General features: G+C 71.8%; 12 protein-coding genes. 10 read left to right on the top strand and 2 right to left on the bottom strand.

What is annotated here, in order from left to right; translation table 11 throughout:
* Positions 1-29 precede the first annotated feature (29 nt).
* From ACGFU7_RS21670 to ACGFU7_RS21655, 4 genes are all read left to right on the top strand, one after another.
* Positions 30-914, top strand: a complete 885-nt coding sequence (locus ACGFU7_RS21670) for a DUF6039 family protein (protein ID WP_393697641.1) — start codon at positions 30-32, stop codon at positions 912-914.
* Between the two features lie 128 nt (positions 915-1,042).
* Entirely contained in the window at positions 1,043-1,630 is a 588-nt protein-coding gene (locus ACGFU7_RS21665; protein WP_393697640.1) for a Crp/Fnr family transcriptional regulator, read from the top strand.
* Positions 1,631-1,653: 23 nt separating this feature from the next.
* Positions 1,654-8,454, top strand: coding sequence for an amino acid adenylation domain-containing protein (locus tag ACGFU7_RS21660; RefSeq protein ID WP_393697639.1), 6,801 nt, complete (start codon positions 1,654-1,656; stop codon positions 8,452-8,454).
* Positions 8,451-9,209, top strand: a complete 759-nt coding sequence (locus ACGFU7_RS21655; RefSeq protein ID WP_393697638.1) for a thioesterase II family protein — start codon at positions 8,451-8,453, stop codon at positions 9,207-9,209. Before ACGFU7_RS21660 ends, ACGFU7_RS21655 begins: the two co-directional genes overlap by 4 nt.
* 10 nt (positions 9,210-9,219) lie before the next feature.
* On the opposite strand, the gene ACGFU7_RS21650 is transcribed toward ACGFU7_RS21655, so the two are convergent.
* Positions 9,220-10,110, bottom strand: coding sequence for a 4'-phosphopantetheinyl transferase family protein (locus ACGFU7_RS21650; RefSeq protein WP_393697637.1), 891 nt, complete (start codon positions 10,108-10,110; stop codon positions 9,220-9,222).
* Between the two features lie 82 nt (positions 10,111-10,192).
* Between ACGFU7_RS21650 and ACGFU7_RS21645 the strand changes: the two genes are divergently transcribed.
* Genes ACGFU7_RS21645 through ACGFU7_RS21630 form a run of 4 tightly spaced genes read left to right on the top strand, consistent with a single transcriptional unit; the run spans position 10,193 to position 21,370 of the window.
* Entirely contained in the window at positions 10,193-11,428 is a 1,236-nt protein-coding gene (locus ACGFU7_RS21645; protein ID WP_393697636.1) for a hydroxymethylglutaryl-CoA synthase family protein, read from the top strand.
* Positions 11,429-11,439: 11 nt separating this feature from the next.
* Complete coding sequence (locus tag ACGFU7_RS21640; RefSeq protein WP_393697635.1) at positions 11,440-12,231, top strand: enoyl-CoA hydratase-related protein; 792 nt, start codon at positions 11,440-11,442, stop codon at positions 12,229-12,231.
* Entirely contained in the window at positions 12,228-19,016 is a 6,789-nt protein-coding gene (fabD, locus tag ACGFU7_RS21635) for an ACP S-malonyltransferase (protein ID WP_393697634.1), read from the top strand. The genes ACGFU7_RS21640 and fabD overlap by 4 nt, the downstream gene beginning before the upstream one ends.
* Positions 19,013-21,370 carry a PfaD family polyunsaturated fatty acid/polyketide biosynthesis protein gene (locus ACGFU7_RS21630; protein ID WP_393697633.1) on the top strand — a complete coding sequence of 786 codons (2,358 nt, stop codon included), beginning with the start codon at positions 19,013-19,015 and terminating at the stop codon, positions 21,368-21,370. The genes fabD and ACGFU7_RS21630 overlap by 4 nt, the downstream gene beginning before the upstream one ends.
* Here the strand turns inward: ACGFU7_RS21630 and ACGFU7_RS21625 are convergent.
* Positions 21,297-23,252 (bottom strand): alpha/beta fold hydrolase, encoded by a 1,956-nt coding sequence (locus ACGFU7_RS21625; RefSeq protein ID WP_393697632.1) that lies wholly within the window; start codon positions 23,250-23,252, stop codon positions 21,297-21,299. The two genes, ACGFU7_RS21630 and ACGFU7_RS21625, sit on opposite strands and share 74 nt — an antisense overlap.
* A 143-nt stretch (positions 23,253-23,395) precedes the next feature.
* Here ACGFU7_RS21625 and ACGFU7_RS21620 point away from each other — a divergent pair, with 143 nt between their 5' ends.
* Both ACGFU7_RS21620 and ACGFU7_RS21615 read left to right on the top strand, forming a co-directional pair.
* Positions 23,396-23,656 (top strand): acyl carrier protein, encoded by a 261-nt coding sequence (locus ACGFU7_RS21620; RefSeq protein WP_393697631.1) that lies wholly within the window; start codon positions 23,396-23,398, stop codon positions 23,654-23,656.
* On the top strand, positions 23,653-25,155 hold the full coding sequence (locus ACGFU7_RS21615) for an amino acid adenylation domain-containing protein (RefSeq protein ID WP_393697630.1): 1,503 nt from the start codon (positions 23,653-23,655) through the stop codon (positions 25,153-25,155). The genes ACGFU7_RS21620 and ACGFU7_RS21615 overlap by 4 nt, the downstream gene beginning before the upstream one ends.
* Positions 25,156-25,179 lie beyond the last annotated feature (24 nt).

The following is a 25,179-nucleotide window of genomic DNA, read 5'->3' as shown; positions in this document are numbered from 1 at the left end:
TACAACGACGTACGGAAGGAGTCAGAAAAGTGTCGATAGCCCCGAACACCCAGGACTCGGCCGACCGCACCGCCCTGCACCAGGCGGCTGCCGCAGGCGATGACGTACTTCAGTCCGCGAACGCCTCGGTCGTCGTCGAGCGCAAGGCGGTGATCGCTGCCGGACTCGCCACCGAAGCCCACCTGTTCGCCCGCCAGCTCACGGAGGCCATCAACAAGGGCAACCCCGGGACGGCGACCGCGTTCGTGTACGACGAGACATTCGGTGTGCAGGGGCGCCTGCACTGGATGATCCACCTGCGCTCGATGGGCGACCACGAGCGGATCATGCGGACCGCGGCGACCGGACCCGAGCCGTGGAGCCGTCTTTTCGTGCCCGGCAGTGTCAAGGACCGCGTCATGCTGCCCCAGTTCTGGGGCATGTACAACACCAGCGCGGAAGGCGACCTGGCCAAGCAGACCGCCGTCTTCCAGGGCACCGAACGCATCACCGGCCTGCCGCCCGCCTACCAGCAGACCACGATTCCGCTCGACCGGCTGCTGAACTCCGCCAACTGCGGTGTGCTGATCCACCGCACCGGAGTGCTCGACTACGACCTTCGCTCCGAGGGACGGCAGTTCGCCCGCGAGGTCGCCGAATCGATCAACAGCCATGTCGGCGACGACGTGTCGGTATTCGTGTACGAGGGTGCCTTCGGGCCTGCCGACCACATGCACTGGCTGATTCACATGCGGTCCATGGACTCGTACTTCCGGCTGCTGGAAATGCATGTACGGAACGAGGACGTACGTGATCTGTACTTCCGTGAACTGATCTCCGCCGAAAAGGGTGGTGGCACCTGGGCTCGGATGTTCCTCCCGGGCACCCTCGTGGACACCGCGATGACGCCGCAACAGTGGCATCCCGATTTCTGACCCGTGTCGGCCGATGGACTGCGGAGTACGGGGGAGTCATGGCGTTGAGCGTCGCGGAACACAAGTGTCTTACCGACCAGATCGGCGCGATCTGTCGCCGTGAGTGCATTGGCGCCACATCGATCAGGGTGCGACGTAGATCCAACATCTACAACAGCGGGCAGGCCGATTCCCATGTGTACTTCGTGGAGAGCGGCCGGGTGAACCAGATGATGTTCTCCCCGGACGGAAAGGTCTGCCTGCTGTCCGTACACGGCCCCGACGAAATATTCGGTGAGGGCTGCCTGATCGAACCGGAGCAACAGGCGACCGCGAGCGCGATGAAGGACACGGTGCTCCGAAGAGTGCCGGCCGCCAGATTCCTCGCCGCCCTGGGCGAAGAGGGACTTCTGGAGGCCTTCATCCGGTACCTGGTCAATCAGATGGCCGAACAGCAGCAGGTGATCCTCGGTTTCGCGACCATGGACAGCAAGCTGCGACTGGCCACCGCACTGCTGCAGCTCGGCCGCAAATTCGGCAGGCGGCACCCGCAGGGCCTGTGCATCTCCGAACGGCTCACGCAGGAAGAACTGTCCGAGATGGTGGGGACAACCCGGTCCAGGGTCGGATTCTTCCTGAAGGGATTCGGTGCGGTCGGCTTACTCAACTTCGACCGCAACGGATTCATCGTCGTCGATGAGAAGCGACTGGCGAACTATGTGGGCATCTCAGCCTGATGAAGGGAAATTCGGTGCCACACGTGCGGATATCCGCCGGTGAGGAAACATCCGCCGGAATCACGGCCGGAATCATCGGAATGCTGGAGGAGCTGACGGACCGGTCCGGGATCGAGGAGACCGATGTGCTGGAGAGCATCGGCCTGAGTTCCATCATGGCCGCCCGGCTGCTGCTGGAGATCCATGCCCGGTACGGGATCGATCTGCCCCTCGACCGGCTGGACCGGTCATCCACCGTGGGCGCACTGGCCGGGGCGGTCGCCGGCGGGCCGGGGGCACCACCGGGCCGCGCCGGCGGGATCAGACAGCTGGACGTACCGGTCCGCCCGCCGGACAGACCGGGCGGGGCCGAGGAGTTCCCGCTCACCCCGGTCCAGCAGTCGTACGTGGTCGGCAAGCACCCGCGGCTGAGCCCCGACACCGTCGGCTGCCACCACTACCGCGAGTTCACTCTCGCGGACACCGATGTGGACCGGCTGCGGAACGCCTGGCGCACGGTCCTCGGCCATCACGCAATGCTGCGTGTCGTGGTGGCCGGGACCCGTCAGCGCATCGGTGACGGCGGGACATGGGACATCACGGCGCACGACCGGCGCTCCGGCTCCCGCGCGGGCTTCGATGCCCATGTGGCGTCGGTGCGGAACCGGATGTCCCACCGCTGCTACCCGCCCGACGGAGCGCCCCTGTTCGCGATCGAGGTGTCCCACGGACCGGGCGGCCTGGATGTCGTCCACCTCAGCGTCGACGGTCTGGTGACCGACGGCTACGGCCTGGAACTCCTGCTCGATCACTGGGGGCAGTCCTACCACGACCCCGGCACGGAACTGCCCATCGCCGGGATCAGTGCCCAGGACTGTGCCTGGGCCCTGGAAGAACACCGCGGGACACCGGATTTTGCCGCGGATGTCGGCTACTGGACCACCCGGCTGCGCGAGATCCCTCCGGCCCCGGACGTGCTGGCGGCGGACCGGCCGCCCTCCGGCGGAGAACTGCCCTGCCACCGCCGCGAACCGCTCGGGGCCACCCTCGCCCCCGAGCAGTGGCAGGCCCTGCGCAAAAAGGCCGCGGCCTGGGAGGTGTCGCCCACCTCGCTGGTCCTCACCGTCTTCGGAGAGGCACTGCAACGGGCGGGCGGCGGGCCGGAGTTCCTGCTCGTGCTGACCACCAGCGACCGGGTCCGTCTCCCTGCGGCCACCGCGGAGCTGGTGGCGCCGCTCACCTCCACCATGCTGCTGCCGGTGCGGCCCGACCCCGCCCGGCCGCTCGCGGAGTCGGCGGCGGCGACGCACCGCGGCCTGTGGGAGGGGTTCGGGCACTCCTCGGCCTCGGGTATCGAGGTGATCAGGGCGGTCGGTACCGGCCGTCGCGGCAGCGCGGCCCCCCGGCTCCCGGTCGTTTTCACCAGCATGCTCGATCTGCGGCCGAAGCGGCACGACGAGGGATTCGGCCGGCAGGTGTCGTACACGGTCGGCCAGACCTCCGGCGTCGCCCTCGACCACCAGATGTGGGAAGAGGGCGACTCGCTCCGGGTGCACTGGGATCTGGTGCCCGAGTTGTTCGCACCCGGCGCGGGCCGGACACTGTTCGCGGACTTCATGCGCGCGCTCGTGGCGCTGGCCGATCCCGAGGAGGCCGAGGAGCGAGCCCTCAACGCGCTGCAACAGGGCTATCTCGTCGACCGGCTCGCGGGAGCCCGGGAGGGCTGCCAGGTCTACCAGAGCTTCCGTCTGGACACCGTGGACCCCGAACGGCTGGAGACTGCCTGGTTACGGCTGGTGGAGTCCACGGACGTGCTCCGTACGGACGTGACACCCGGCGGGAAGCTGCGGATACGCGCCCACGCACCCCGGAGCCTGCACATCCCGGTGCTGCCGGCCGAAGCGGCACAGCGGCTGCCGCAGGAGATGACCGCCCGTTCCTTCCAGCCCGGCCGGTGGCCGCTGTGGGACCTGCGGGTCACCGGCGGCCAGGACGGCGGCCCCGCCGTGCTGCACCTCGCCGTCGACCTGCTGGCCGCGGACGGGTTGAGCATCCAGCTCATCGGACGCCGGCTGATGCGTCTGCTGCACGGCGTACAACCGCCGGACCCCGGCACAACCCCCGCCCCGCAGCCGCCCCCGGCCCGCGACACCCGGGCCGAGGAGCACTGGCGGGCCCGCGCCGCCGCACTCCCGCCGGGACCGGCACCGCTGGACACCAGTGGGCCGCGGACCCGTCTGGAGGGGGCCCGTACCGGCTGGCGCGCCGCCGCTGCGACCCTGCGGGACGAAGGGCTACGGGGCGACCCGGTCCTGCTCGGCGCGCTCACCGAGGCGCTCGCCGGACTCCTCCCCGACCCGTACCCGCTGGAAGTGGTCCGCTGGCCGCAGGCACCGAGGCCCGCCGAACACACCGCCCTGAGCCTGCTGGCGGCCGAACCGCGCCTCCCGTCGCACGAGCGGGCCACGCACTACCAGCGGATCCTCGACGAGGACACCGCGGCGGACACCGCCTCTGCGCTGACCGGCCTGCGCGGCGTCCGTACCCGGCCTGCGCCCGCCCTCCCCGTCGTCCTCACCAGCGCCTACGACATGACCGGCACGCCACTGCCCGCGGGCGTCACCCCCGGTCCCGGACTGACCTGCACCCCCGGGGTGGCACTCGACTGCATCGTGACCGTGGACGGCGACCGGCTGCACTACTGCTGGGACGTGGCCCCTTCGGCCTTCGACCCGCAGACGCTCGCCGAGGCCTTCGCCGCCTTCGGCGACCTGGTCGCCCGCATCGGTGACGTCCCGGACCGTACGCAGGCGCTCCACCCTGTGGTGCGCGCGGCGAACCACACCGCCGTCGACTTCCCCGCCGCGCACCCGGTCCACCGCCTCTTCGAGGACCGGGCCCGCAGCCGGCCCGACGCGGAAGCGGTCCGCCGGCGCACGGGGCCGCCCATGACGTACGGGGAACTGAACCGGCGGGCGAACCGGATCGCCTGGCGGTTGCGGGACCTCGGAGTCGGTCCGGGGACGGCCGTGGGCATCGCCCTGCCCAGAACACCCGACCTGGTGGCCGCGGTGTTCGGCGTACTCAAGGCGGGCGGCGCCTATGTGCCGATCGAGCCCCAACTGCCGCCGGAACGAGCCGAATCCATGCGGGCCGACGCCGCCGTCGCCATCGTTCTCGTGGCCGGCACGGAACAGCGCCGGTGGACCGCGAAGAGCCCGGTCACCACCGTCGATGTGACCGCGCTCGCCGAGGACATCCGCGAACGCACCGACCCTCCGGCCCACGCCACACCGTCCGACACGGCCTATGTCATCTTCACCTCGGGCAGCAGCGGCCGCCCCAAAGGTGTCGCGGTGACCCACCGGGCTGTACTCAATCTCCTCCACTGGTGCTACCGCACCTGGGAGTTCGCCCCCGGCGACCTCGGCATGTGCGTGACCTCGCTCGGCTTCGACCTGTCCGTCTTCGACATCCTCGGACTGCTCGGCCGGGGCGCCGCGCTCTACCTCGCCGACGAGGCACAGCAGCACGACCCCGATCTGCTGCTTCGCGCGCTGGTCGAGGAACCCGTGACCTTCTGGAACTCGGCGCCCACCACCCTGGCCCAGCTCGCGCCGCGAATGGCCGCCCACGCGGACCACCCCGGCACCGGCACGCTCAGGCTGGTCTTCCTCAGCGGCGACTACACCCCCCTGTCCCTGCCCGACGAAGTGCGCGCGGTGTTCACCGGTGCGCGGATCGTCAGCCTGGGCGGGGCGACCGAGGCAACCGTCTGGTCGAACTTCTTCCCGGTCGACGAAGTCGACCCCCGGTGGCGGAGCATCCCCTACGGCAAACCCATCGACAACGCCCGCTACTACGTCCTGGACGAGGAGCTGCGGCCCTGCGAACCGGGCACCGAAGGAGATCTGTTCATCGCCGGGGAATGCCTGAGCCAGGGCTACTACCGGCGGCCCGAGCTGACCGCCGAGCGATTCGTCGACGACCCGTTCGCCGCCCGCGCGGGAGAGCGGATGTACCGGACGGGCGACCGCGCCCTGCACCGGCCGGACGGCCAGCTGGTCTTCCTCGGACGCTCCGACGCGCAGGTCAAGATCCGGGGCTTCCGGGTGGAGCTGGAGGAGATCGAGCACCGGCTCCGCCTGCACCCGGACGTACGCGACGCGGTCGTCGTCGTACGCAGCCAGAACGGCGACAGCAAGCTGGTCGCGCATGTGATCCCCGCGAACGGCACGATGCCCGCGGTTCGGGACCTGCGCGCCTTCGCCGCACGCACGCTGCCGGACTACATGGTGCCCAACTACGTGGAACGCCTCGCCGAGTTACCCGCAACCGCCAACGGCAAGCTCGACCGCGCGGCGCTCGCCCGGCCGCCCATCGCGCCTCGGACAGCGCCGGCGGCCCCCGCCGCCGCGGCAGCGGTGCGCGCCGAGGACATCGCCGAGGTCTTCGCCGGACTCCTCGGGCTGGACACGCTGGACCCGGCCGCCGACCTGTGGGACAGCGGCGCCTCGTCGTTCACCATGGTGCAGGCATCGGCTCTCATCGAGGAGCGGTACGGCCGGCGGACCGAGGTCGAGGTGCTGCTCGCCGAGGCCACCTGTGTATCGATCGCCCGGCATCTGTCCGTCACGCCCGGGACCGCCGACGCCGTGGCGCCGCCCGCCGCGCAGGACGAACCGGCCCCGCCCCATGCACCCGACGCACCGGACGAACCCGCCGGGGCGCGGGCGGAGCCCGAAACCGTACCGCAGGACATACCCGAAGGCCCCGAGCGGCCCGCCGCCGTGGACTTCTTCTCACCCGAGGACCGGGAGCTCTTCAAGTCCGCCGGCCATTCCACCCGGCACGCGCCCGCGCGCAGCGTGCTCCCCCTCGCCGACGTCAGAATCGCCGACGAGGTCTACGCGGGGCGGTCCACCCAGCGCGATTTCGACTCCGCACCCCTGCCCGCAAAATCGCTGGCCCGGCTGCTCGGACTGCTGCGCCGTACGACGACGGGCACACGGCCCCGGTACCTCTACCCCTCGGCCGGCGACACCTACGCCGTCCAGGTCTATGTGCGGGTGCGGCCCGGCCGTGTCACCGGCGTCGAAGCGGGCGTCCACTACTACCGGCCGGACCGGCACGAACTGGAGCTGATCACACCGGAACCGGACTTCGACCGCACCGCGCATGTCTTCTACAACCGGCCGGTCTTCGACAAAGCGGCCTTCGAGCTGTTCCTGATCGGCCAGCGGGACGGCATCACCCCCCTGTACGGGAAGGACGCGGACCTGTACCTGGCGTTGGAAGCGGGATACATCGGCCAGTTGCTCACCGGGGCCCAGGCCGCCTGCGGCATCGGGCTCTGCCCGGTCGGCTCGCTGAACTTCGACGCCATCCGGGCCGAGTTCGGGCTCGACGAGGGGCACCGGCTGTTGCACACCTTCATCGGCGGCACCCGCACCGGCCCCGCATCCCACGGCACGGCGACGCAGTACCCCGCCACGGTCGCGGACCATGGGGCGGACCGGGCCACCCGGTTCGGGCGGGCGACCACGCGGCCACGCACGGAACCCCGCCCCACTGCCGCACCGCGCGCGGTGGACGACATCGCCGTGCTCGGAGCCGCCGGACGCTTTCCCGGCGCCGACGACCTCGACACCTACTGGCGCAACCTGGCCGCCGGGCACATCGCGATCGGGCCGCCCCCCGCGTCGCGTCGCGCCGCCCTGGGACAGCACGCACCCGACGCGGGCTATCTGCGGGACACCGAGGCCTTCGACAGCCTGCTGTTCCATATCTCGCCGACGGAGGCCCGCACACTCGACCCGCAGACCAGGCTCACCCTCCAGGCCGTGTGGGAATGCCTGGAGGACGCGGGGCTGACCGCGGCGTCGCTGCGTGCCACAGCACCCCGAACCGGTGTGTTCACCGGGGCGATGTGGCAGGACCACCAGCACACCGGCGCCGACGTGTGGCGGCGCGGTGAACGGGCGGAGATCTTCGGCGGCGCGTCCGAGATCCCGAACCGGATCTCGCACCACTTCGGTCTCACCGGGCCGAGCATCGCCGTCGACACCTCCTGCTCCTCCTCGCTGACCGCACTGCACCTCGCCGTACGCAGTCTGCGCTCGGGCGAGTGCGACGCGGCGGTCGTCACCGGCGCCAGCCTCGTCTCGCACCCCTACCACCTGGCGCTGCTGGAGGACGGCGGCCTGCTCAGGGCCGCCGGTGTGCCGGGAGCGTTCTCGGCCGACTCCTCCGGCTGGATACCGGGCGAGGGCATCGGCGCACTCCTGCTGCGCCCCCGGCCGGCCGTCGGCGCCGAATCCGGCGGCGTTCCGCTGCGCGGGATCATCGAGACCACCTGGACCGGGCACATCGGCGGGGCGGGCCGCTACGGCTCCGCGAACGCGCAGGCCCTGACCGCCTCGATCGGCCAGACCCTGCACGGAGCCGGGCTCGACCCGGGCGACATCGGCTACGTCGAGTGCGCCGCCGCCGGTGCCAGCCTCGCCGACGCCGCCGAGATCACCGCACTCGGCGAGATCTTCCGCACCGGTGGCCGCCCGCTCGTCGGCACGGTCAAACCGGGCATCGGCCACCTGGAGGCCGCGGCCGGGCTCTCCCAGCTCATCAAGGTACTGCTCCAGTTCGAGCACCGCCGGATCGCCCCGACGGTCCGGGCCGCCTCGCTCAGCCCGCTGATCGGCTTCGAACGGGTACGGCTCGCCGACACGCTGCGCGACTGGGAGCCGCTTGCCCCCGGTGCACCGCTGCGCGCCCTGGTCAATGTGACCGGAGCATCCGGCACCCTCGGCCACGCGGTGCTCAGGTCCGTTCCGGGGCAGTCATGAACGCCGGTGTCTGGGCGTCCACCGGCCCGGGTTTCGAGGAGGCGCCGATCCGGCTGCTGTGCTTCGCGCACGCCGGCGGCGGCCCGCTGTTCTACCGCCCCTGGCGGCACCCCCTGCTCCCGGAGATCGGGGTGCTGGCCGCGGTCCTCCCCGGCAGGGAGACCCGGGTCAGGGAGCGGCCCTGCGAACGGCTCGACGAGCTGCTGCCGCCCCTGTTCGACGCCCTGCGGCCCTACGCCGACCGGCCCTTCGCGCTGTTCGGGCACAGCCTCGGCGCGATCGTCGCCTACGAGATGGCCCGGCTGTTCAGCGAGAGCGGGACCGGCCCGCCGCTGCGCCTGTTCGTCTCCGGCCGCCGGGCACCGCACCTGCCCGCACAGCACGCCCCCCGCCACACCCTCACCGACGGAGACTTCCTCGGACTGCTGACCCAGCTCGGTGGCACCCCGCCCGAAATCCTGCGACAACCCGGGATGGCCGAGCTGTTCATGCCGTCGCTGCGCGCCGACTTCCGGATGAATGAGACCTACGATGCGGCGCCGGAGCGCCCGCCGCTGTTCTGCCCGGTCACGGCACTGACCGGCGACGCCGACCCCGAGGTCACCCGGGACGAGATCGCCGCCTGGTCCGCCGTGACCGGCCGGGACTTCAGAATGCGCACCTTCGACGGCGACCACTTCTACCTCAAGTCGGCCCCTCCACCGGTCGTCTCGGCGATCCGTACCGACCTCGGACTGTCAGGGCCTCTCGCTTGACCGGGCCGGATCAGGGAGCGGGGTCCGGTGCTGTGGATCGCAAGGCGGAGGAGGGAGGCAGAGGGGGTCTCCCCTGCTCGACGAGCGCAGCCGAGAGCTTGGGGAAGGAGCCATGCCGACCGACGACAACGCGGCGAGGCGCAGTGCCGGACCCGTCGAGCCCGGCATGATCCAGACTTGAGGCCCCAGCTGCCGCCCCGGCAGGCGGCGCACCGTGATGGACGGGCTGCGGCTGCCGACCCTGGCCGCCGCGCAACGCCAGCGCCGCCACATGCCACGGGGTCGGCCGCCACTGCTGGAACCGCCACGGCTGCGGGGCGTCGGGCAGCTCGGCGCGTAACGGGCCGGGCCCCAGCAGGAATCCGCAGGTGTCCAACGGCAGCCGCAGCCCGAGCCCGCGCGCCTTGGCGTACGCCTCCTTCAGCACCCAGTGCTGGAGGAAGCGGTGCGCCCTGACCGCGTCGGGCAGCCCGGCGAACTCGGCGTACTCCCCGGAGCTGAGCACCCGCCGGGCGAGCGCGTCGGTGTCGGTGTGCCGCCGCACCGGCTCCACATCGATCCCGCAGTCCGTACCCGCGGCCAGCACACAGGCCACCAGCCCTTCCGTGTGCGAGATATTGAACCGCAGCCGGCGATACGCGCGCGGCTCGGCGATCTCCGGGCGGCCGAGCGGCGATCTGACGAACGCCCAGGCGTGCGGCGGAACCCGCGGCACCCACCAGCTCAGAGCCGTGCGCAGCAGCACATGGGCCGCCATGTACTCGGCGCGGTCGCTGACCCGGCGCGCCGCGACATCCAGCTCGTCGGCGGACAGCACCCGGAGGTATCCCTCCGGTGGCCCGGCCACCGCACAGGTCCACACATGCACGGGGTGCTCGGGCCACCCGCTCGGCGAAGTCACGGTCCCATCGTCACCGCCGCGGTCCCGGCCGCCTGCTCAATGCTGCGCAGACCCGGACCGGACCGCCCGCTAGAAAAGTCGCGTGGGTACTGGCAGCGCAATCGGCATCGAAGCGATCCATTCGTACATCGGGCCGGCCTTCGTCGACGTACGGGAACTCTTCGTCGCCCGGGGCCTCGACCTGAGCAGATTCGACAACCTCATGATGCGGCGAAAATCCGTGAACCTGCCGTGCGAGGACCCGGTCACCAACGCGGTCAACGCGGCCCGGCCGCTCCTCGCCGAACTGGACGAGGACGCACGCGCACGGATCGAACTCCTGGTGGTGGCCACCGAATCCGGCCTCGACCTGGGCAAGCCCATCAGCACCTATGTGCACCACCACCTGGGGCTCGGCAACGCCTGCCGGTCCTTCGAGGTGAAACACGCCTGCTACGGGGGGACCGCCGCCCTGCAGACCGCCGCGGCGGTGATCGCCACCAGTCCGGTACCGGGCGCGCTGGCCCTGGTCATCGCCACCGACGCACCGGGCACCGCCGCCCGCGGCACCACCTGGGAGCCCGCCGAGGGCGCCGGCGCGGTCGCGATGCTCGTCGGCGCACCGGGCCGGATCCTGCGGCTCGACCCCGGCGGCAGCGGCTTCCACACCTTCGAGGTCCTGGACACCGCCCGCCCGCGCGCCGATGTGGACGTGGTCAACGCGGACGCCTCCCTGCTCGCGTACATGACCTGTCTGGAGAAGAGCTACGAGCACTACTGCCAACGGGTCGCGGGCGTCGATCTGCGCAAGACCTTCGGCCACCTGGTCATGCACACCCCTTTCCCCGGCATGGTCAGAGGTGGACACCGGCTGCTGATGCGCAAGAAGGCGGCGGCGGGCGCGGCAGAGATCGACAGGGACTTCACCGAACGGATCGCTCCCTCTCTGGAGTACTGCGCCGAAACGGGCAATCTGTTCTCCGGCGCCCTCTACCTCGCCGTGTGCTCGCTCCTGGACCACGCCCGTATCGACGGCCCCGAACGGGTCGGGCTGTTCTCCTACGGCTCCGGCTGCGCCTCGGAGTTCTTCAGCGGGGCAGTGGGTCACGAACCGCCCGTCCGACGCGGCATCGACCGGCAGTTGGCCGACCGGTACGCGCTGACCGTGGCCGAGTACGACCGGATCACGGGCATGGCCGACGACCGTGGATTCGGCACCAGGGACGCCGTGTTCGACACCGGACCGTACGCGGCGGCCTTCGAGCGCCGGATGGCGGGGCGCGGGCTGCTGGTACTCGACCGGATCGACGCCTACCGCCGCACCTATCGGTGGAGCTGATGGAGCCGCCCATGGACCCGAGAATCACCGTCCGTGAGGACGGTGCACTGCTGCGGATCACCCTGGACCGTCCGGACCGCCGCAACGCCATGGACGCGGCCTTGGTTGACGCGCTGGACGCCGCGCTCGACCGGGCCGAACGCAGCCCCGACTGCCGGATCGTGGTCCTCCAGGGCCGGGACGGCATCTTCTGCACCGGCATGGACATCGCCGGCGCGGCCCAGGACACGCCCGCGGACGACGAACACACGGCCCGCCGTTTCTTCGCCCTGATGACCAGGCTCACCACCGTCCCGCGGATCGTGGTCGCCCTGGTGGACGGACAGACCACGGGCGGCGGCGTCGGTCTCGCGGCGGCCTGCGATCTGATGTACGCGGCCCCCCGCTCGTCGTTCGGCCTGCCGGAAGGACTGTGGGGGCTGCTGCCCTGCTGCGTACTGCCGTTCCTGATCCGACGGGCCGGCCGGCAGACCGCGTACACCATGTCACTGACCACCCTGCCGCTGTCCGCGGCCGACGCGGAACGCCGTGGGCTCGTGGACGCCGTCGACGACGATCCCGAGACCCTGCTCCGGCGGGTGGCGTTCCGTGCGGGCAAGGTCGCTCCCGATGTGGTGGGCGACCTGAAGACCTATCTGACCCGGCTGCGGCCGATGCCCCCGGAGACGGAGGACATCGCCGTGGCCGAACTGATGCGGCTGACCTCGTCGAAGAGGGTGCGCCGGAACTTCGACGCGTTCGCCGCCGACGGCACCTTTCCGTGGCAGAGCAGCACCGCCCCGACCACGAGGAGTTCGGATTGACTACCGCATGGGTGTTCCCGGGCCAGGGTTCGCAGCGCAAGGGCATGGGGGAGGACGTCCTCGACCGCTATCCGGAACTGTGCGCGATCGCCGACGCCGTTGTCGGACATCCGGTACGGGCGCTGTGCCTGGAGGGCGACGAACTGCTGCACCATGTGCGCTACGCGCAGCCCGCGATGTTCGTCGTGAACGCGCTGAGCTTCCTGGCCGCCCGTGACGACGGCGACCCGCTGCCCGATCTCGTCGCCGGGCACAGCCTCGGCGAGTACGCGGCGCTGTTCGCCGCCGGGTGCTTCGACTTCGAGACCGGGCTCCGGCTGGTGCGCCGCCGGGGCGAGGTGATGGACGGTGTCACCGGCGGCGGCATGCTCGCCGTGCTGGGACTGGACGCGGAGCGGGTCAGCCGCACGCTGGTCGCCCGCGGCTTCGACGACGTCGACCTCGTCAACCTCAACGGGCCCGAGCAACTGGTGCTGTCCGGGCCCGCCGCGCGGGTGCGGGACCTGCGCCCCGTGCTGCGGGAGGCGGGGGCGACGAAGTGCGTCCTGCTCAACGTCGACGTGCCCGCCCACTCCCGGTACATGGAGGCAGCGGCCGACGCGTTCGCGACGGATCTGCACGCGGTACGGTTCGCGCCGCCCGCGCTCCCCGTCATCGCCAACCTGACGGCCGCGCCCTACCCGGCCGTCGGAATCGCCGACATGCTGCGGCGTCATCTGTACCGGCCGGTGCGCTGGCTGGACAGCATGAATCTCCTGCTGGACGAGGGAGTCACCGAGGTACGCGAGATCGGGCCCGGGCAGGTGCTGGGCAAGTTCTGGGCCGCGGCGAAGGCCGCCAGGACGGACGCGGGAACCGGGCCGGCCACGGACGCCGGTTCGTCCGCCGCCGCGGTGGCGGACCCGCCACCCCCCGTCGCCGTGCCGGGCGCCGACCGGCTGGTACTGATCTCGGCCGCGGGCGCCGAACAGCTGCGCGAGGTCGCCCGCAGGCTGCGCGACCATGTGCGTGAGCACCGCGGGCTGCGGACCGCCGACGTCGCGTACACCACCCAGACCGGCCGGACGGCGATGGCACACCGGGCGCTGATCGACGCACCCACCCCCGACGGACTCGTCGACGCGCTCACCTCGTTCCTCGACGGGCACCCGGGGGCGGGCCTGCGGCACGCGATCGTCGGGCCGCAGACCGCCGCCCGCATCGAGGCCGTACCGGCATCCCGCACGTTCGACGAGGCGCAGACGGCATGGCTCGCCGGGGCGGAAGTCGACTGGGCCGCGTACTGGGACCGGCCGGGCACCCGGGTACGGCTGCCCGCCTATCCGTTCGCGACCCGCCTGCCGGGCACACCGGTGCCGACACCCGCCGCCGACGATCCCATGGAGGCGTACCTCATCAAGCTCTACGCCGAGATCTCCGGGATCCCGGAAACGGAACTGCACCCCCGGGTACCGCTGGAGAGCTACGGGCTCAGCTCACTGATCGTCAACCGGCTCAACGTCCGCATCGAGGCGGATCTCGGATACACCTCCCGCACGCTGTTCTTCACCCATACCGACCTGGCGGGCGTCGCGGCGGCGCTCACCGAGCACACCGGCACACCGCGCGGCAGCGCACGCCCGCTGTCCGCAGCCGGCCCGCAGGACGGCCTGGATGACACTGCCCGCCCCGCCGGTCCCGAGGGCGTGGACGAGCGTGCCATCGCCATCGTCGGCCTGGCAGGCCGCTACCCGCAGGCGGCGGGTCTCGGGGAGTTCTGGGCCAATCTGGCGGCCGGACGCGACTGTGTGGGGCCGATCCCCGAGCCGCGCCGCCGCCCCGGCTGGCCGGTCGACATCATGTGGGGCGGCTTCCTGGACGCCGTCGACACCTTCGACCCCCTGCTGTTCGGCATCACGCCCCGGGACGCTGCCCTGATGGACCCTCAGGAACGGCAGTTTCTGCAGACCACCTGGGAAGCGTTCGAGGACGCCGGCTACAACCGGGAGCGGCTGCTCACCCGGCACGGCTCACGCGTCGCCGTCTACGCGGGCTCGATGTACAACGAGTACCCCTTCTTCGGGGTCGAGCGCTCGGCCGCGGGGCACCCGACCGACACGGGTTCGGCGATCGGAGGAATCGCCAACCGGGTCTCGTACTTCTACGACCTGCACGGCCCCAGCATGACCGTCGACACGATGTGCTCCTCCTCACTCACCGCGATCAACCTCGCGATCCGCGATCTGCGCCAGGGCGACTGCGAGATGGCCGTGGCCGGAGGCGTCAATCTGTCGCTCCACCCGAACAAGTTCATCCAGCAGCGCCGGATGAAGCTCACCGCCTCCGGCCTGCGCTCCCGCAGCTTCGGTGAGGGGGGCGACGGCTTCGTACCCTCCGAGGGCGTCGGCGTCGTCGTCCTCAAACCTCTGCGAGCCGCACTCGCCGACGGTGACCGGGTACGCGCGGTCATTCGCGGCTCCGCGGTGGTGCACGCGGGCCGCACCAACGGCTACATCGTGCCGAGCCCGGTCGCGCAGGGCGATCTCGTACGGCGGGCGCTCGACGACGCCGGTGTGGACCCGGCGACCATCGGCTACATCGAGGCACACGGCGCGGGCACCGCGCTGGGCGATCCGGTGGAGATCGACGGACTGGTACGCGGCTTCGCCGAGGCCGGGCCGGAACCCGGCAGTGTCCGTATCGGGGCGGTCAAGTCCAACATCGGGCATGTGGAGGCGGCGGCGGGTATCGCCGGGCTGACCAAGGTGGTGCTGCAGCTCGAACACCGCACGCTGGTGCCGTCGTTGCACGCCGAGCGGCTCAACCCGAACGTCGCCTGGGACGAGGTCCCGTTCGCCGTGCAGCGGGAACGGGCCGACTGGCCGGCACCGGCGGGCGGCGGGCCGCGGCGTGCCGGGCTCAGTTCGTTCGGCGCGGGCGGCACCATCGCCCACGCGGTCCTGGAGGAGGCCCCCGCGCCCGTGGGGCGCCCGCAGCGGCCGGGCCCGCGTCTGGTGGTGCTCTCCGGCTACGACGAGGACCGGCTGCGCGAAGTCGCCGGACGCCTCGCCGACTTCGTGGCCGCCGAGCGCCCGGAGCTGATGGACGTGGCGCACACCACCCAGACCGGCCGCGAGCATCTGCGCGAACGGCTGGCCGTGGTCGCCCTCGACACGGCCGACCTGGCCGCACAGCTCCGCCGGTTCCTCGCCGGCGAGCCGGGCGACACCCTTCGCGGCCGGGCCCCGGCCGGGGCGCGCACCACCGGCCCCGTCCTGCCGGAACCGGGCGACACCGCGCCCGATACACACCGCCTGGCACAGCACTGGGCGCAGGGCGGCACCGTGGACTGGGCCGCTCTCTACGAGGCCGACCGGGCGGCGGGCGCCGCCCCGCGCACCGTCACTCTGCCGTCGTACCCGTTCGCCCGGACCCGCTGCTGGGTCGCCGAACCGCCGGGTGTTCCCGGGTACGTCGCGTCGACCGGCGGTGCGCCGGTCGACGCGAAGGACACAACCCCGCAGGAACCCGGTCGGACGGTCCCCCTCTGCACCAAGGTCTGGGAACCCGCGGTCGCCGGCGGCCCCGCGACGGCCGCAGTGCCGCAGGGCCCCGCGTCCGGCGGAATCGTCGTCTGCCTCACCGACCGGCGGTCGGGACGAACGGCCGAGGCGCTCGCCGCGACGCTGGGCGGCGACATCCGGATCGTGCACTCGGACGAGACCGGCACCCTCCCGGCGGCGGAGCGGGTGACCGGCTGGATCGACCTGTGCGATCTCGAAGCCGGGGCCGACGACGCCGGGGACTGGCACACCCGCCTCGCCCTGCTGCAACAGCTCCTCGCCGCACGGGCGGGCCGGCCGCTGCGGATCGTGCATCTGACCCGGGGACTGGTCGACCTTCCCGGCGGCACCCCGAGCGTCGCCGGAGCCCGTACAGCTGCCTTCGTACGCGCGCTCGGTGCGGAATACCGTCCGGTCACCGCCACCACGGTGGACGTCGCGGACGCTGCCCCCGACGACATCGCCCGGTATGTGGCCGACGAATGGCACAGGCCCAAAGGCATCGGCGAAGTCAGCTACCGCAAGTCCGTGCGGTATGAACCGAAACTGCGTCCGGTGACCGTACCCGGCATCCCGCTGCGGCCCGACCCGGCCAGGACCTATCTCGTCACCGGCGGCACCCGGGGGATCGGGGCCCGCGTCGCCCGGCACCTCGTGGACCGCGGGGCCACCTCTGTCGCACTGCTCGGCACCCGGCGGCACGCGGAGGCGGACGCCACCGTGCGCGAACTCGAACGTGCCGGGGCGCGGGTGTCGCTGCACACCGGAGCGCTCACGGACCGGGCCGCGCTGCGCGCCTTCCTCGACCGGGCACGCGCCGCAGGCGGACCCATGGGCGGCGTCGTGCACTGCGCCGGAACGGTCGGCGGGGGCCGGCCCGCGTTCGTCCACAAGACCCAGGACGAGATCTCGGCCGTACTCGAACCGAAGACCGACGGCCTGCAGACGCTCGAAGAGCTGTGCCGCGACGAGCCGCTGGACTTCTTCGTCACCTTTTCCTCGATCTGCGCCTCCGTGCCGAGGCTCGCCTCCGGGATGCTCGACTACGCGGCCGCCAACGGCTTCATGGACTATTACGCCGGCTACCGCCGGAGGCTGGGACCGACGCCGCTGCGTTCGGTCGGCTGGACCATGTGGCAGGACAGCGGTTCCGGACGCGGCGGACCGAACGTGTGCGAATCCGTCGGACTTGCCGCGCTCGACGACGAAACGGCTTTGCATCTGCTCGACCAGGTCCTCGCCCTGCCCGGCGGAACGGTCGCCGTACCCTGCCCGCCGCTGCACGGCACCGTCGACACGGACGCCCTGCTGCGCGTCGACACCGAGCTGATACCGGCCGCCGGGCCCGCGCCCGCGTCCATGCCCGCGCCTGCGCCGGCGCCCGGGCCTGTCGCGGGGGTGCCGCGCTGGCTGTCCGAACTGTTCTCGGCCACCCTCGGTGTCCCCCTCGACGACCTCGACGCGACCATGGAGTTCGGCGACCTGGGCGTGGAGTCGGTGATGCTCGGGGAGCTCCTCGAAGGCATCGAGGACCGGGCCGGCTGCCAGCTGGAACCGGCCATGCTGCTCGACCACCCCACCCTGGAACGCCTCTCCCGCCGGCTCATGGAACTCGGCATCACCGGGCCGACGGCCACGGAGCGGGAACCGGCACCGGAACAGGTCCCCGCTCCGGCACCGGTGCCGGAGCCCGTACCGGCACCGGAACAGGTCCGGGCCGCGGGGCAGAGCCCCGTACCGCAGCACTCCCCGGTCCGCCCCGGCGGCGCCGGGTCTCCCGGGCCCGATGAACGGGTCGCCGTCATCGGTATGGCATGCCGTTTTCCCGGGGCACCGGACGTGGGGGCGTTCTGGGAGAACCTCATCGCAGGACGCGACTCCATCACCGAAGTGCCCCTCTCCCGCTGGGACCCGGACCGCTACTACCGGGCGACGCCTCAACCGGGCAGGAGCCTGAGCCGGTGGGGCGGATTCCTCGACGGAGTGGAGAACTTCGACGCCGGATACTTCGGCATGAGCGACGCCGAGGGCGCCGCCCTCGATCCCGCCATCCGGCTCTTCCTGGAGTCGGTCGCCACCGGTCTGAGCGACGCCGGGTACGAACCGCACGAACTGCGGGGCGACGACATAGGGGTGTTCGTCGGCGGCCGTACCTCCGACTATGCGACACGCGCCGGTCTGCATCAGCAGGTTCTCCAGTCCGACCAGCACTTCATCGCCGCCCATGTCGCCCACCATTTCGACTGGCACGGTCCCAACCTCGTGGTGGACAGCGCCTGTTCGTCCTCATTGGTCGGTGTGCGCCTGGCGATGCAGTCACTGCTGGCCGGTGACTGCACGACCGCGGTGGTCGGCGGGGTCGAGCTGCTGCTCGACGAGCGCCCGTACCTCGAGTTCAGCGTGGCCCGCGCGGTCTCGCCGACCGGCAGATGTCACGCCTTCGACGAGAGTGCGGACGGCTTCGTCCCCGGCGAGGGCTGTGGCGTCGTGGTACTCAAATCGCTGAGCGCCGCCCTGGCCGACGGCGACCGCATCCATGCGGTCATCGAGTCCACCGCGGTCAACAACGACGGTCAGACCATGGGCAGGACCACGCCCAACCCCGCAGCCCAGGCAGCCGTGGTCCGGCGCGCGCTGGCCAGGGCAGGCAGGACGGCCGGGGAGATCGGGCTGATCGAGGCGCACGGCACCGGCACCCTCATCGGTGACCCACTGGAACTGCGCGCCCTCACCGATGTGTTCAGGGAGAGCACCGACGCGAACGGGTTCTGCGCGATCGGCAGTGTCAAGTCCAACGTGGGGCATCTGCTGGCCGCCGCGGGTCTGGCCGGGCTGCTGAAGGCGGTGCTTTCGGTCGAACACGGGGTCCTGCCGCCCACGCTGTTCTGCGAGAACCCCAACCCGCGCTTCGATTTCGCCCGTTCGCCGTTCGTGCCGAACACATCGGTACGGGACTGGCCGGCCGGACGCCCACCGGTCGCGGGAGTGAGCTCCTTCGGGCTCGGCGGCACGAACGTGCATCTGATCGTCGCAGCCCTGGACCCGGACCGGCACGGCACCTCGCCCGCCACCGTACGAGCGCCACTACCGCCCCCGCCGCTGCGGCCGAAACGCCTGTGGCTGGACCGGCACCCCGCGGCCGAGGAAGCTGCCCCCACGCCGATCTCCGGACCACTGACGCCGACCGCGCCGGAATCCGACGCACCGCTCGTACCGTCGCTGCTCCAGCTGGACTTCATATGAGTGGCACCGTCCGGCGCGCCTGGCTGTTCACGGGTCAGGGTTCCCAGCGCAAGGGCATGGGCGCCCCCTACGCCGACCTGCTGCCAGGCCACTGGGAACTGGCCGACCGGCTGCTGGGATTCTCGGTGCGGGAGGCCTGTGCGGCCGACTCCGCCGGACGACTGCGCGACACCCGTCATCTCCAGCCGGTCATGTTCGTCATGAACGCTGTCGCCGGGCTGATCCGGCTGGAGCGGGAGCCCGCGCCGGACTTCCTGGCCGGGCACAGCCTGGGCGAGCTCAACGCCCTGTTCGCCGCGGGCTGCTTCGACTTCGAGACCGGTGTACGGCTGGTCCGCCGCCGGGGCGAGCTGATGGCGCGGGCCTCGGGCGGCGCCATGGTGGCGGTGGTGGGTCTGGCTCCGCAGCAGATCGAGGCGCTGACCCGGGCCGACCCGGGCGCCGCCGTGGAGGTGTCCAACTACAACTCGCTGGACCAGACCGTGCTGTCCTGCCCGCGCGCGGCCGTCGCCGGGCTGGTGGACCGGGTCGCCGCAGCCGGCGGCCGCGCGGTCCCGCTGAATGTGAGCGCGTCGTTCCACTCCCGCGACATGGCGGCCGCGGAGGAGGAGTTCCGTGAGTACCTCACCGGTGTCCCGCTGGACGATCCACGGATTCCGGTGCTGTCCAACGTCACCGCGCGTCCGCATCTGCCCGGCACGGTCGCGGCACAGCTCAGCAGACAGATACGCCGGCCGGTTCGGTGGCGCGAGTCGATGCTTCATCTGGCCGCCGAGGGCGTCCGGGAGATCACCGAGATCGGGCCCGGGAGGGTGCTGAGCGGATTCTGGGAGTCTGCGCTCGCCGAACCGATCCAGGCGGAGCCGCAGCGCACGCCGGAGCCGGCCCCGCCACACGTACCCGTACCAACCCCACCAACCCCACCGGCCGCTTCCGCCTTCGACGCCCCCGCTGCTTCCTCTGCGGCCGGCGCGGCACGCGCCCTCGCCCCGCAGGACCTGGGTTCGGCAGAGTTCCGGGAGGACCACGGGGTCCGCTGGGCCTACGCGTCCGGATCGATGTTCCGTGCCATCGCCTCCACCGACCTGGTCGCGCGGATGGCGAGAGCCGGGCTGCTCGGCTTCTACGGCGCCGGAGGCATCACCCTGCCCGAACTCGCCGACGCGATCAGGACGATCCGCGCCGACGCCGGGCCCGACGCCCGGTTCGGCGTGAATCTGCTGCACGACCCGGAGGATCCCGCACACGAGGCCGCGACCGTGGATCTCTGTCTCCGGCACGACATCCGCAGCGTCGAGGCCGCCGCCTATCTGCGGGTCACCGAGCCCCTGGTGCACTTCCGTTTCAGCGGTGCGCACCGGGACCCCGACGGGACGCCGGTGGCGGTACGGCACATCGTGGCGAAGGTGTCACGTCCCGAGGTCGCCGCAGCGTTCGCCCACCCCGCACCCGCCGCTCTGGTGGCCCGGCTGGCCGCGGACGGCCGGCTGGCCCCTGAGGAGGCCGAGGTCGCCGCGCTGCTTCCGGTCGCCGGTGACATCTGTGCCGAGGCGGACTCGGCCGGTCACACCGACGGGGCCGCCGCCATGACCCTGATGCCTGCCATGACCCGGCTCCGGGACGATGCCATGCGCCGGCACCGCTATCCCCGGCGCATCCGCATCGGCGCGTCCGGCGGCCTCGGCACCCCCGAGGCGCTCGCCGCCGCGTTCGTGCTCGGCGCCGACTTCGTGGTCACCGGCTCGGTCAACCAGTGCACGGTGGAGGCCGGCACGTCCGACACGGTGAAGGACATGCTCGCCGGACTCGATGTGCAGGACACCGCGTACGCACCGGCCGGCGACATGTTCGAGTACGGCTCCCGGGTACAGGTGGTGCGCAAGGGCACGCTGTTCGCGGCCCGCGGCAACAAGCTGTATCAGCTCTACCGTCAGCTCGACGGTCTCGAAGCGCTGGACGCGGGTACTCGCCGCTCCTTGGAGGAGACCTGCTTCCGTCGCCCGCTGGAAGAGGTGTGGAACCTCGTCAGGGAGCGCTACGCGACGACCGGCCGCACCGACCTGGCCGTCGCCGCCGAACGCGATGCCAAACGGCGCATGAGTGCCGTGTTCCGCTGGTACTTCGGGTACTCCACCCGGGCGGCGATGGCCGGTGACCCGTCGGAGCGGGCGAACTTCCAGGTCCACTGCGGGCCCGCGATGGGTGCGTTCAACCGGTTCGTGGCGGGGAGTGCGCTGGAGGACTGGCGACGCCGCCATGTGGACGGCGTCGCCGAAGAGCTCATGACCGGGGCCGCCGGTGTGCTGGAACGCGCGTCGTGGCGTCCAGCAGGAAGTCCCCGATCAGTTCGCTGACCTCCTGGGCCCGTTCGTGCAGCAGATAGTGGGTGGCGCCCGGCAGCCGTACGTGCCGGGCGTCGGGAAAGGTCCGTACGGCATCCTGCAACCGCTCCGGGGAGGCGATGTCGTCGTACTCGCCCCCCAGCGACAGCACCGGCACCCGCAGCCCGGCGGCGCCGGCCAGCGGATCGTGCGACCACAGATCGAGGAGCTGAGCGGCGTACCGCAGCAGGGTGGGACCGGTCGCGAACGGCGCGCGTACCTCCTCGCGCAGAGCCGGGACCACCTGGCGCAGCACGGTGTCCGGATCGGTTCCGTGCTCGTCCGCAGGTGCCGCCCCGAACAGACTCATGAGCCTCTCCACCAGATAGGGCTGGGCGGCCAGGGTCGTGCACAAGAATTCGAGATCGCGTTCGTAGGGCGTGTCCAGGCCGTCACTGCGGCCCAGCTGTTTGAACGATCCATTGAGGAAGACCATCGCCCCGATCGCGCCCGGCCTGCGCCGGTACAGCTCCAGGGCGACCCGCGGACCCGTGCACCAGGCAGCGACGTGACACGACTCGACCCCCTCGTGATCCATGATCGCTTCGGCGTCGTCGGCCTGGCCCGCCACAGCGGACGGCACCGGACCGGTGCCGTGGACGCCCCGCGGATCCCAGGCGATCACCCGCCGGGGCGCGAGATGGCCTATCAGGCGGTGCCACCAACGGGTGCGGTAGCCGAGGGCGTTGAGCAGCAGCAGCGGCGGGCCGACGGTGCCCGCGGTCAGGTAGCTCAGCGGCGCGCCGTCGCGTGCGGTGATCACGGTGGGGGGCCGGTCGCGCAGCTCCTTGCCGCGGGCCCGCACGGTGTCCCGGCGCATCCGCTGTCCGGCCCGCACGGAGCCGATGAGGCTGCTGAGCGCGGGGCCGTCCAGGAGCGAGCCGTCCACTTCCGACGCGACCGCCCGATCCCGGCGTCGTTCGACCGCGGGCCCGCCGAGCTGGTCCATGGTCGCGCCGAGCCGGTCGGCGAGCTGCCGGTCCACCGGATTCAGCTGGGCGGGGTCGTCGACGGCGGTGACGGTGATGCCGTACCCCGTGCTCAGCCGCCGGCACAGCTCGGGCACCGGCACGGGTTCGGCAGCCACCAGATTGACGTACCGGCAGTCCGGTCCGGCCCGTCCCGCGAGGGACACCAGGGCGGCTGCGACACGGTCCACGGGCAGCGCGCCGAGCGCCGCTCCGGGGTGCGCGTGCAGGCGCAGCGGCCGGTCGCACAGATAGCCGGGTGCGCGCTCGTCGAGTTCTTCGCGCACCGCTTCCAGGGTCGTCAGCAGGTGCAGCAGCCCGCCGTCGCGGTCGTCGGGCGGCCCGCCGGGCCGGTCGGCCGCCGGATCGGTACGCACGATGTGGGCGGCGATCCCCAACTCGGCGCACCGGGAGGCCACGTCGTCCTCCCTCGGCTGTCCGGGCCAAGGGCCCTCGGGCAGCGGCTGCGGATGGCCCCGCGCCTGTACGGGCCGGGCCGGGCCGACGTAGCCGAAGCTGCGGGCATCGAGGTCCGGCAGGAGCGACAGCAGCGTACGGGTGAGTGCGGCGTCCTGCGCGTCACCCCGCTCACGGTCGGGGTCGCAGCCGGTCGCCAGACACCAGACCTCGTCCGCGGACACATCCGTGCCGTCGTCGTGCGGCTCGGGCACGAACATCCCGTCCGGGTCCTTCACCAGCGGCACATGGATCAGCCGGGTCCTTGCGTCCCTCCGTTCGCGCGGCGGAAGCCGGGCCAGCACCCGGTCGACCAGATGACATTCGGCGCTGAGGAGAATCACCTTCGCCGTGGTCTCCGAGAGATAGCGGGCGGCGAGAGCAGTCGCCAGCGACCGCGGGCGGCCGGCGATGAGAACAGGTCCGCGCATGGGCGTCTCACTTGTCGTCCGGGCGGGTGGGACGCTCATCGTGCGCGGCGGTCACCGCAGCGCACCGCACAGATTTGAGCACCGCACGTACCGGCTGTCCGCTTAGCATCGCCCCACTCGCAGGGCGACCACGGGAGAGCGACGTGTGGGACGTGACATTCGAGAAGGTGCTCAGGGCCTCGCTGCGCGGGCTGCCCGACCAGGTGGACCTGGAGGCGGACGCCCTGCTGACGCGATTCGGACTCGACTCCCTCGCGACGGTCGGACTGATCGCCGCACTGGAGAAGGCGTACGCCGTGGCCATCCCCGACGAGGCGGTGAACCCGATGAACTTCCGCACGCCGAGAACGATCTGGACGATGCTCTCGGCAGCCCGCGTCGAGCCGACGGAGCCCGCCGGATGAGCCGCGGCGGTCTGCACACATGGTTCCTCGACGGCCTGGAGCGCAACCCGCACGGGCCCGCTCTGGCCATCCACGGCCGCGAGTGGACCTACACCGAACTGCACGCGCTGGCCGGCCGGTACGCCGACCGGCTCATCGCGGAGTCCGGACGGCCCCCGCGTCGGGTCGGGATACTCGCGGCCAAGAGCATCGAGGCGTACGCCGGACTGCTGGGCGCGCTCTACGTGGGCGCTGCCTACGTCCCACTGGGGCCCGAGGTGCCGCTCGCCCGCAATGTGGCCGTCGCGCGGTCCGCGGGGGTGGACGCGCTGATCACCGACGCGTCGGGCGCCGAACAGGCAGCATGCCTGCAGGACGTCGTACGCGATGCACGCGAGCGGGCCGGTGACGGGGGAGACGCAGGCGCGGGGAGCCGCGCGGAGGACGGCGGCGGGCTGGCGTACGTCCTGTTCACCTCGGGATCCACGGGCACACCCAAGGGCGTACCCGTCTCGCACGCCAATGTCGGCGCCTTTCTGCGCGCGGCCGGGCGGCGCTACGACTTCGACGAACGGGACCGGTTCAGCCAGATTTACGAACTCACTTTCGACCTCGCCGTGTTCGACCTCTTCATGGCGTGGTCGGCCGGCGCCTGCGTCTGTTCGATGACCCGGCTGCACGCCCTCGACCCGGTGCGCGCGGCCCGCCGGAACGGGCTGACCGTCTGGCACACCACTCCCAGCCTGGTGGGCGCCGTCCAGTCCAGGGACGGCCTGCCCGCGGGTGGCCTCGACGGGCTGCGGCACAGCGTCTTCTGCGGCGAGGCACTGCCCGCCGCAACCGCACGCGCCTGGCACCGCGCGGCGCCAGGCTCGACGATCCACAACATCTACGGGCCGACGGAGCTGACCGTCGCCTGCACCGCCCACACCTGGGATCCGGAACGTGACCCCACCGACACCGGCACGGTACCGATCGGCGTGCCGCACGAGGGCCTGGACGTGCTGCTGCTCGGCGAGGACGGGGAGATCCGTCAGGACGTGGGGGAGCTGTGCGTGACCGGCGACCAGATGTTCGCGGGCTATCTCGACCCGGCCGCCGATACGGGCCGGTTCCTGGAGCACGGCGGGCGCCGCTGGTACCGCACCGGCGACCGGGTCAGGTACGAGAGCGACGTCGGGCTCGTCCATCTGGGCCGCACCGACCAGCAGATCAAGATCCGTGGCTACCGGGTCGAGCTCGGCGAGATCGAGAACGCCGTACGAAGGATCACCGGGCAGGACGCCACGGCGCTCGTTCTCGGCGAACCCGCCACGGAAATCGTGGTGTTCGTGTTCGGCGACACGCCCGTCGACCTCCCGGCGCTGGCGAAACGACTGGCCGGCGATCTGCCCGGGTACATGGTGCCCGGCCATCTCTGGCCGTTGCCGAAGGCCCCCCTGAACAGGCACGGAAAGATCGACCGCACAAGCCTGCGGGCCGCAGCGGCGCACCGGCTGGACCGCCCGGCCGGTGAGTGAACCACGGTGAGTGAACCACCTAGG

Source organism: Streptomyces sp. NPDC048473, assembly GCF_043200155.1.
Classification (GTDB): domain Bacteria; phylum Actinomycetota; class Actinomycetes; order Streptomycetales; family Streptomycetaceae; genus Streptomyces.
Note: the sequence above shows the minus strand (reverse complement) of the source record. Positions and strands in the feature narration are given on the sequence as shown.

Coding starts and splice junctions, on each gene's coding strand:
- ACGFU7_RS21640 (WP_393697635.1), top strand. CDS start 11,440: ATGGACCCGAGAATCACCGTCCGTGAGGACGGTGCACTGCTGCGGATC.
- ACGFU7_RS21655 (WP_393697638.1), top strand. CDS start 8,451: ATGAACGCCGGTGTCTGGGCGTCCACCGGCCCGGGTTTCGAGGAGGCG.
- ACGFU7_RS21615 (WP_393697630.1), top strand. CDS start 23,653: ATGAGCCGCGGCGGTCTGCACACATGGTTCCTCGACGGCCTGGAGCGC.
- ACGFU7_RS21630 (WP_393697633.1), top strand. CDS start 19,013: ATGAGTGGCACCGTCCGGCGCGCCTGGCTGTTCACGGGTCAGGGTTCC.
- ACGFU7_RS21625 (WP_393697632.1), bottom strand. CDS start 23,252: ATGCGCGGACCTGTTCTCATCGCCGGCCGCCCGCGGTCGCTGGCGACT.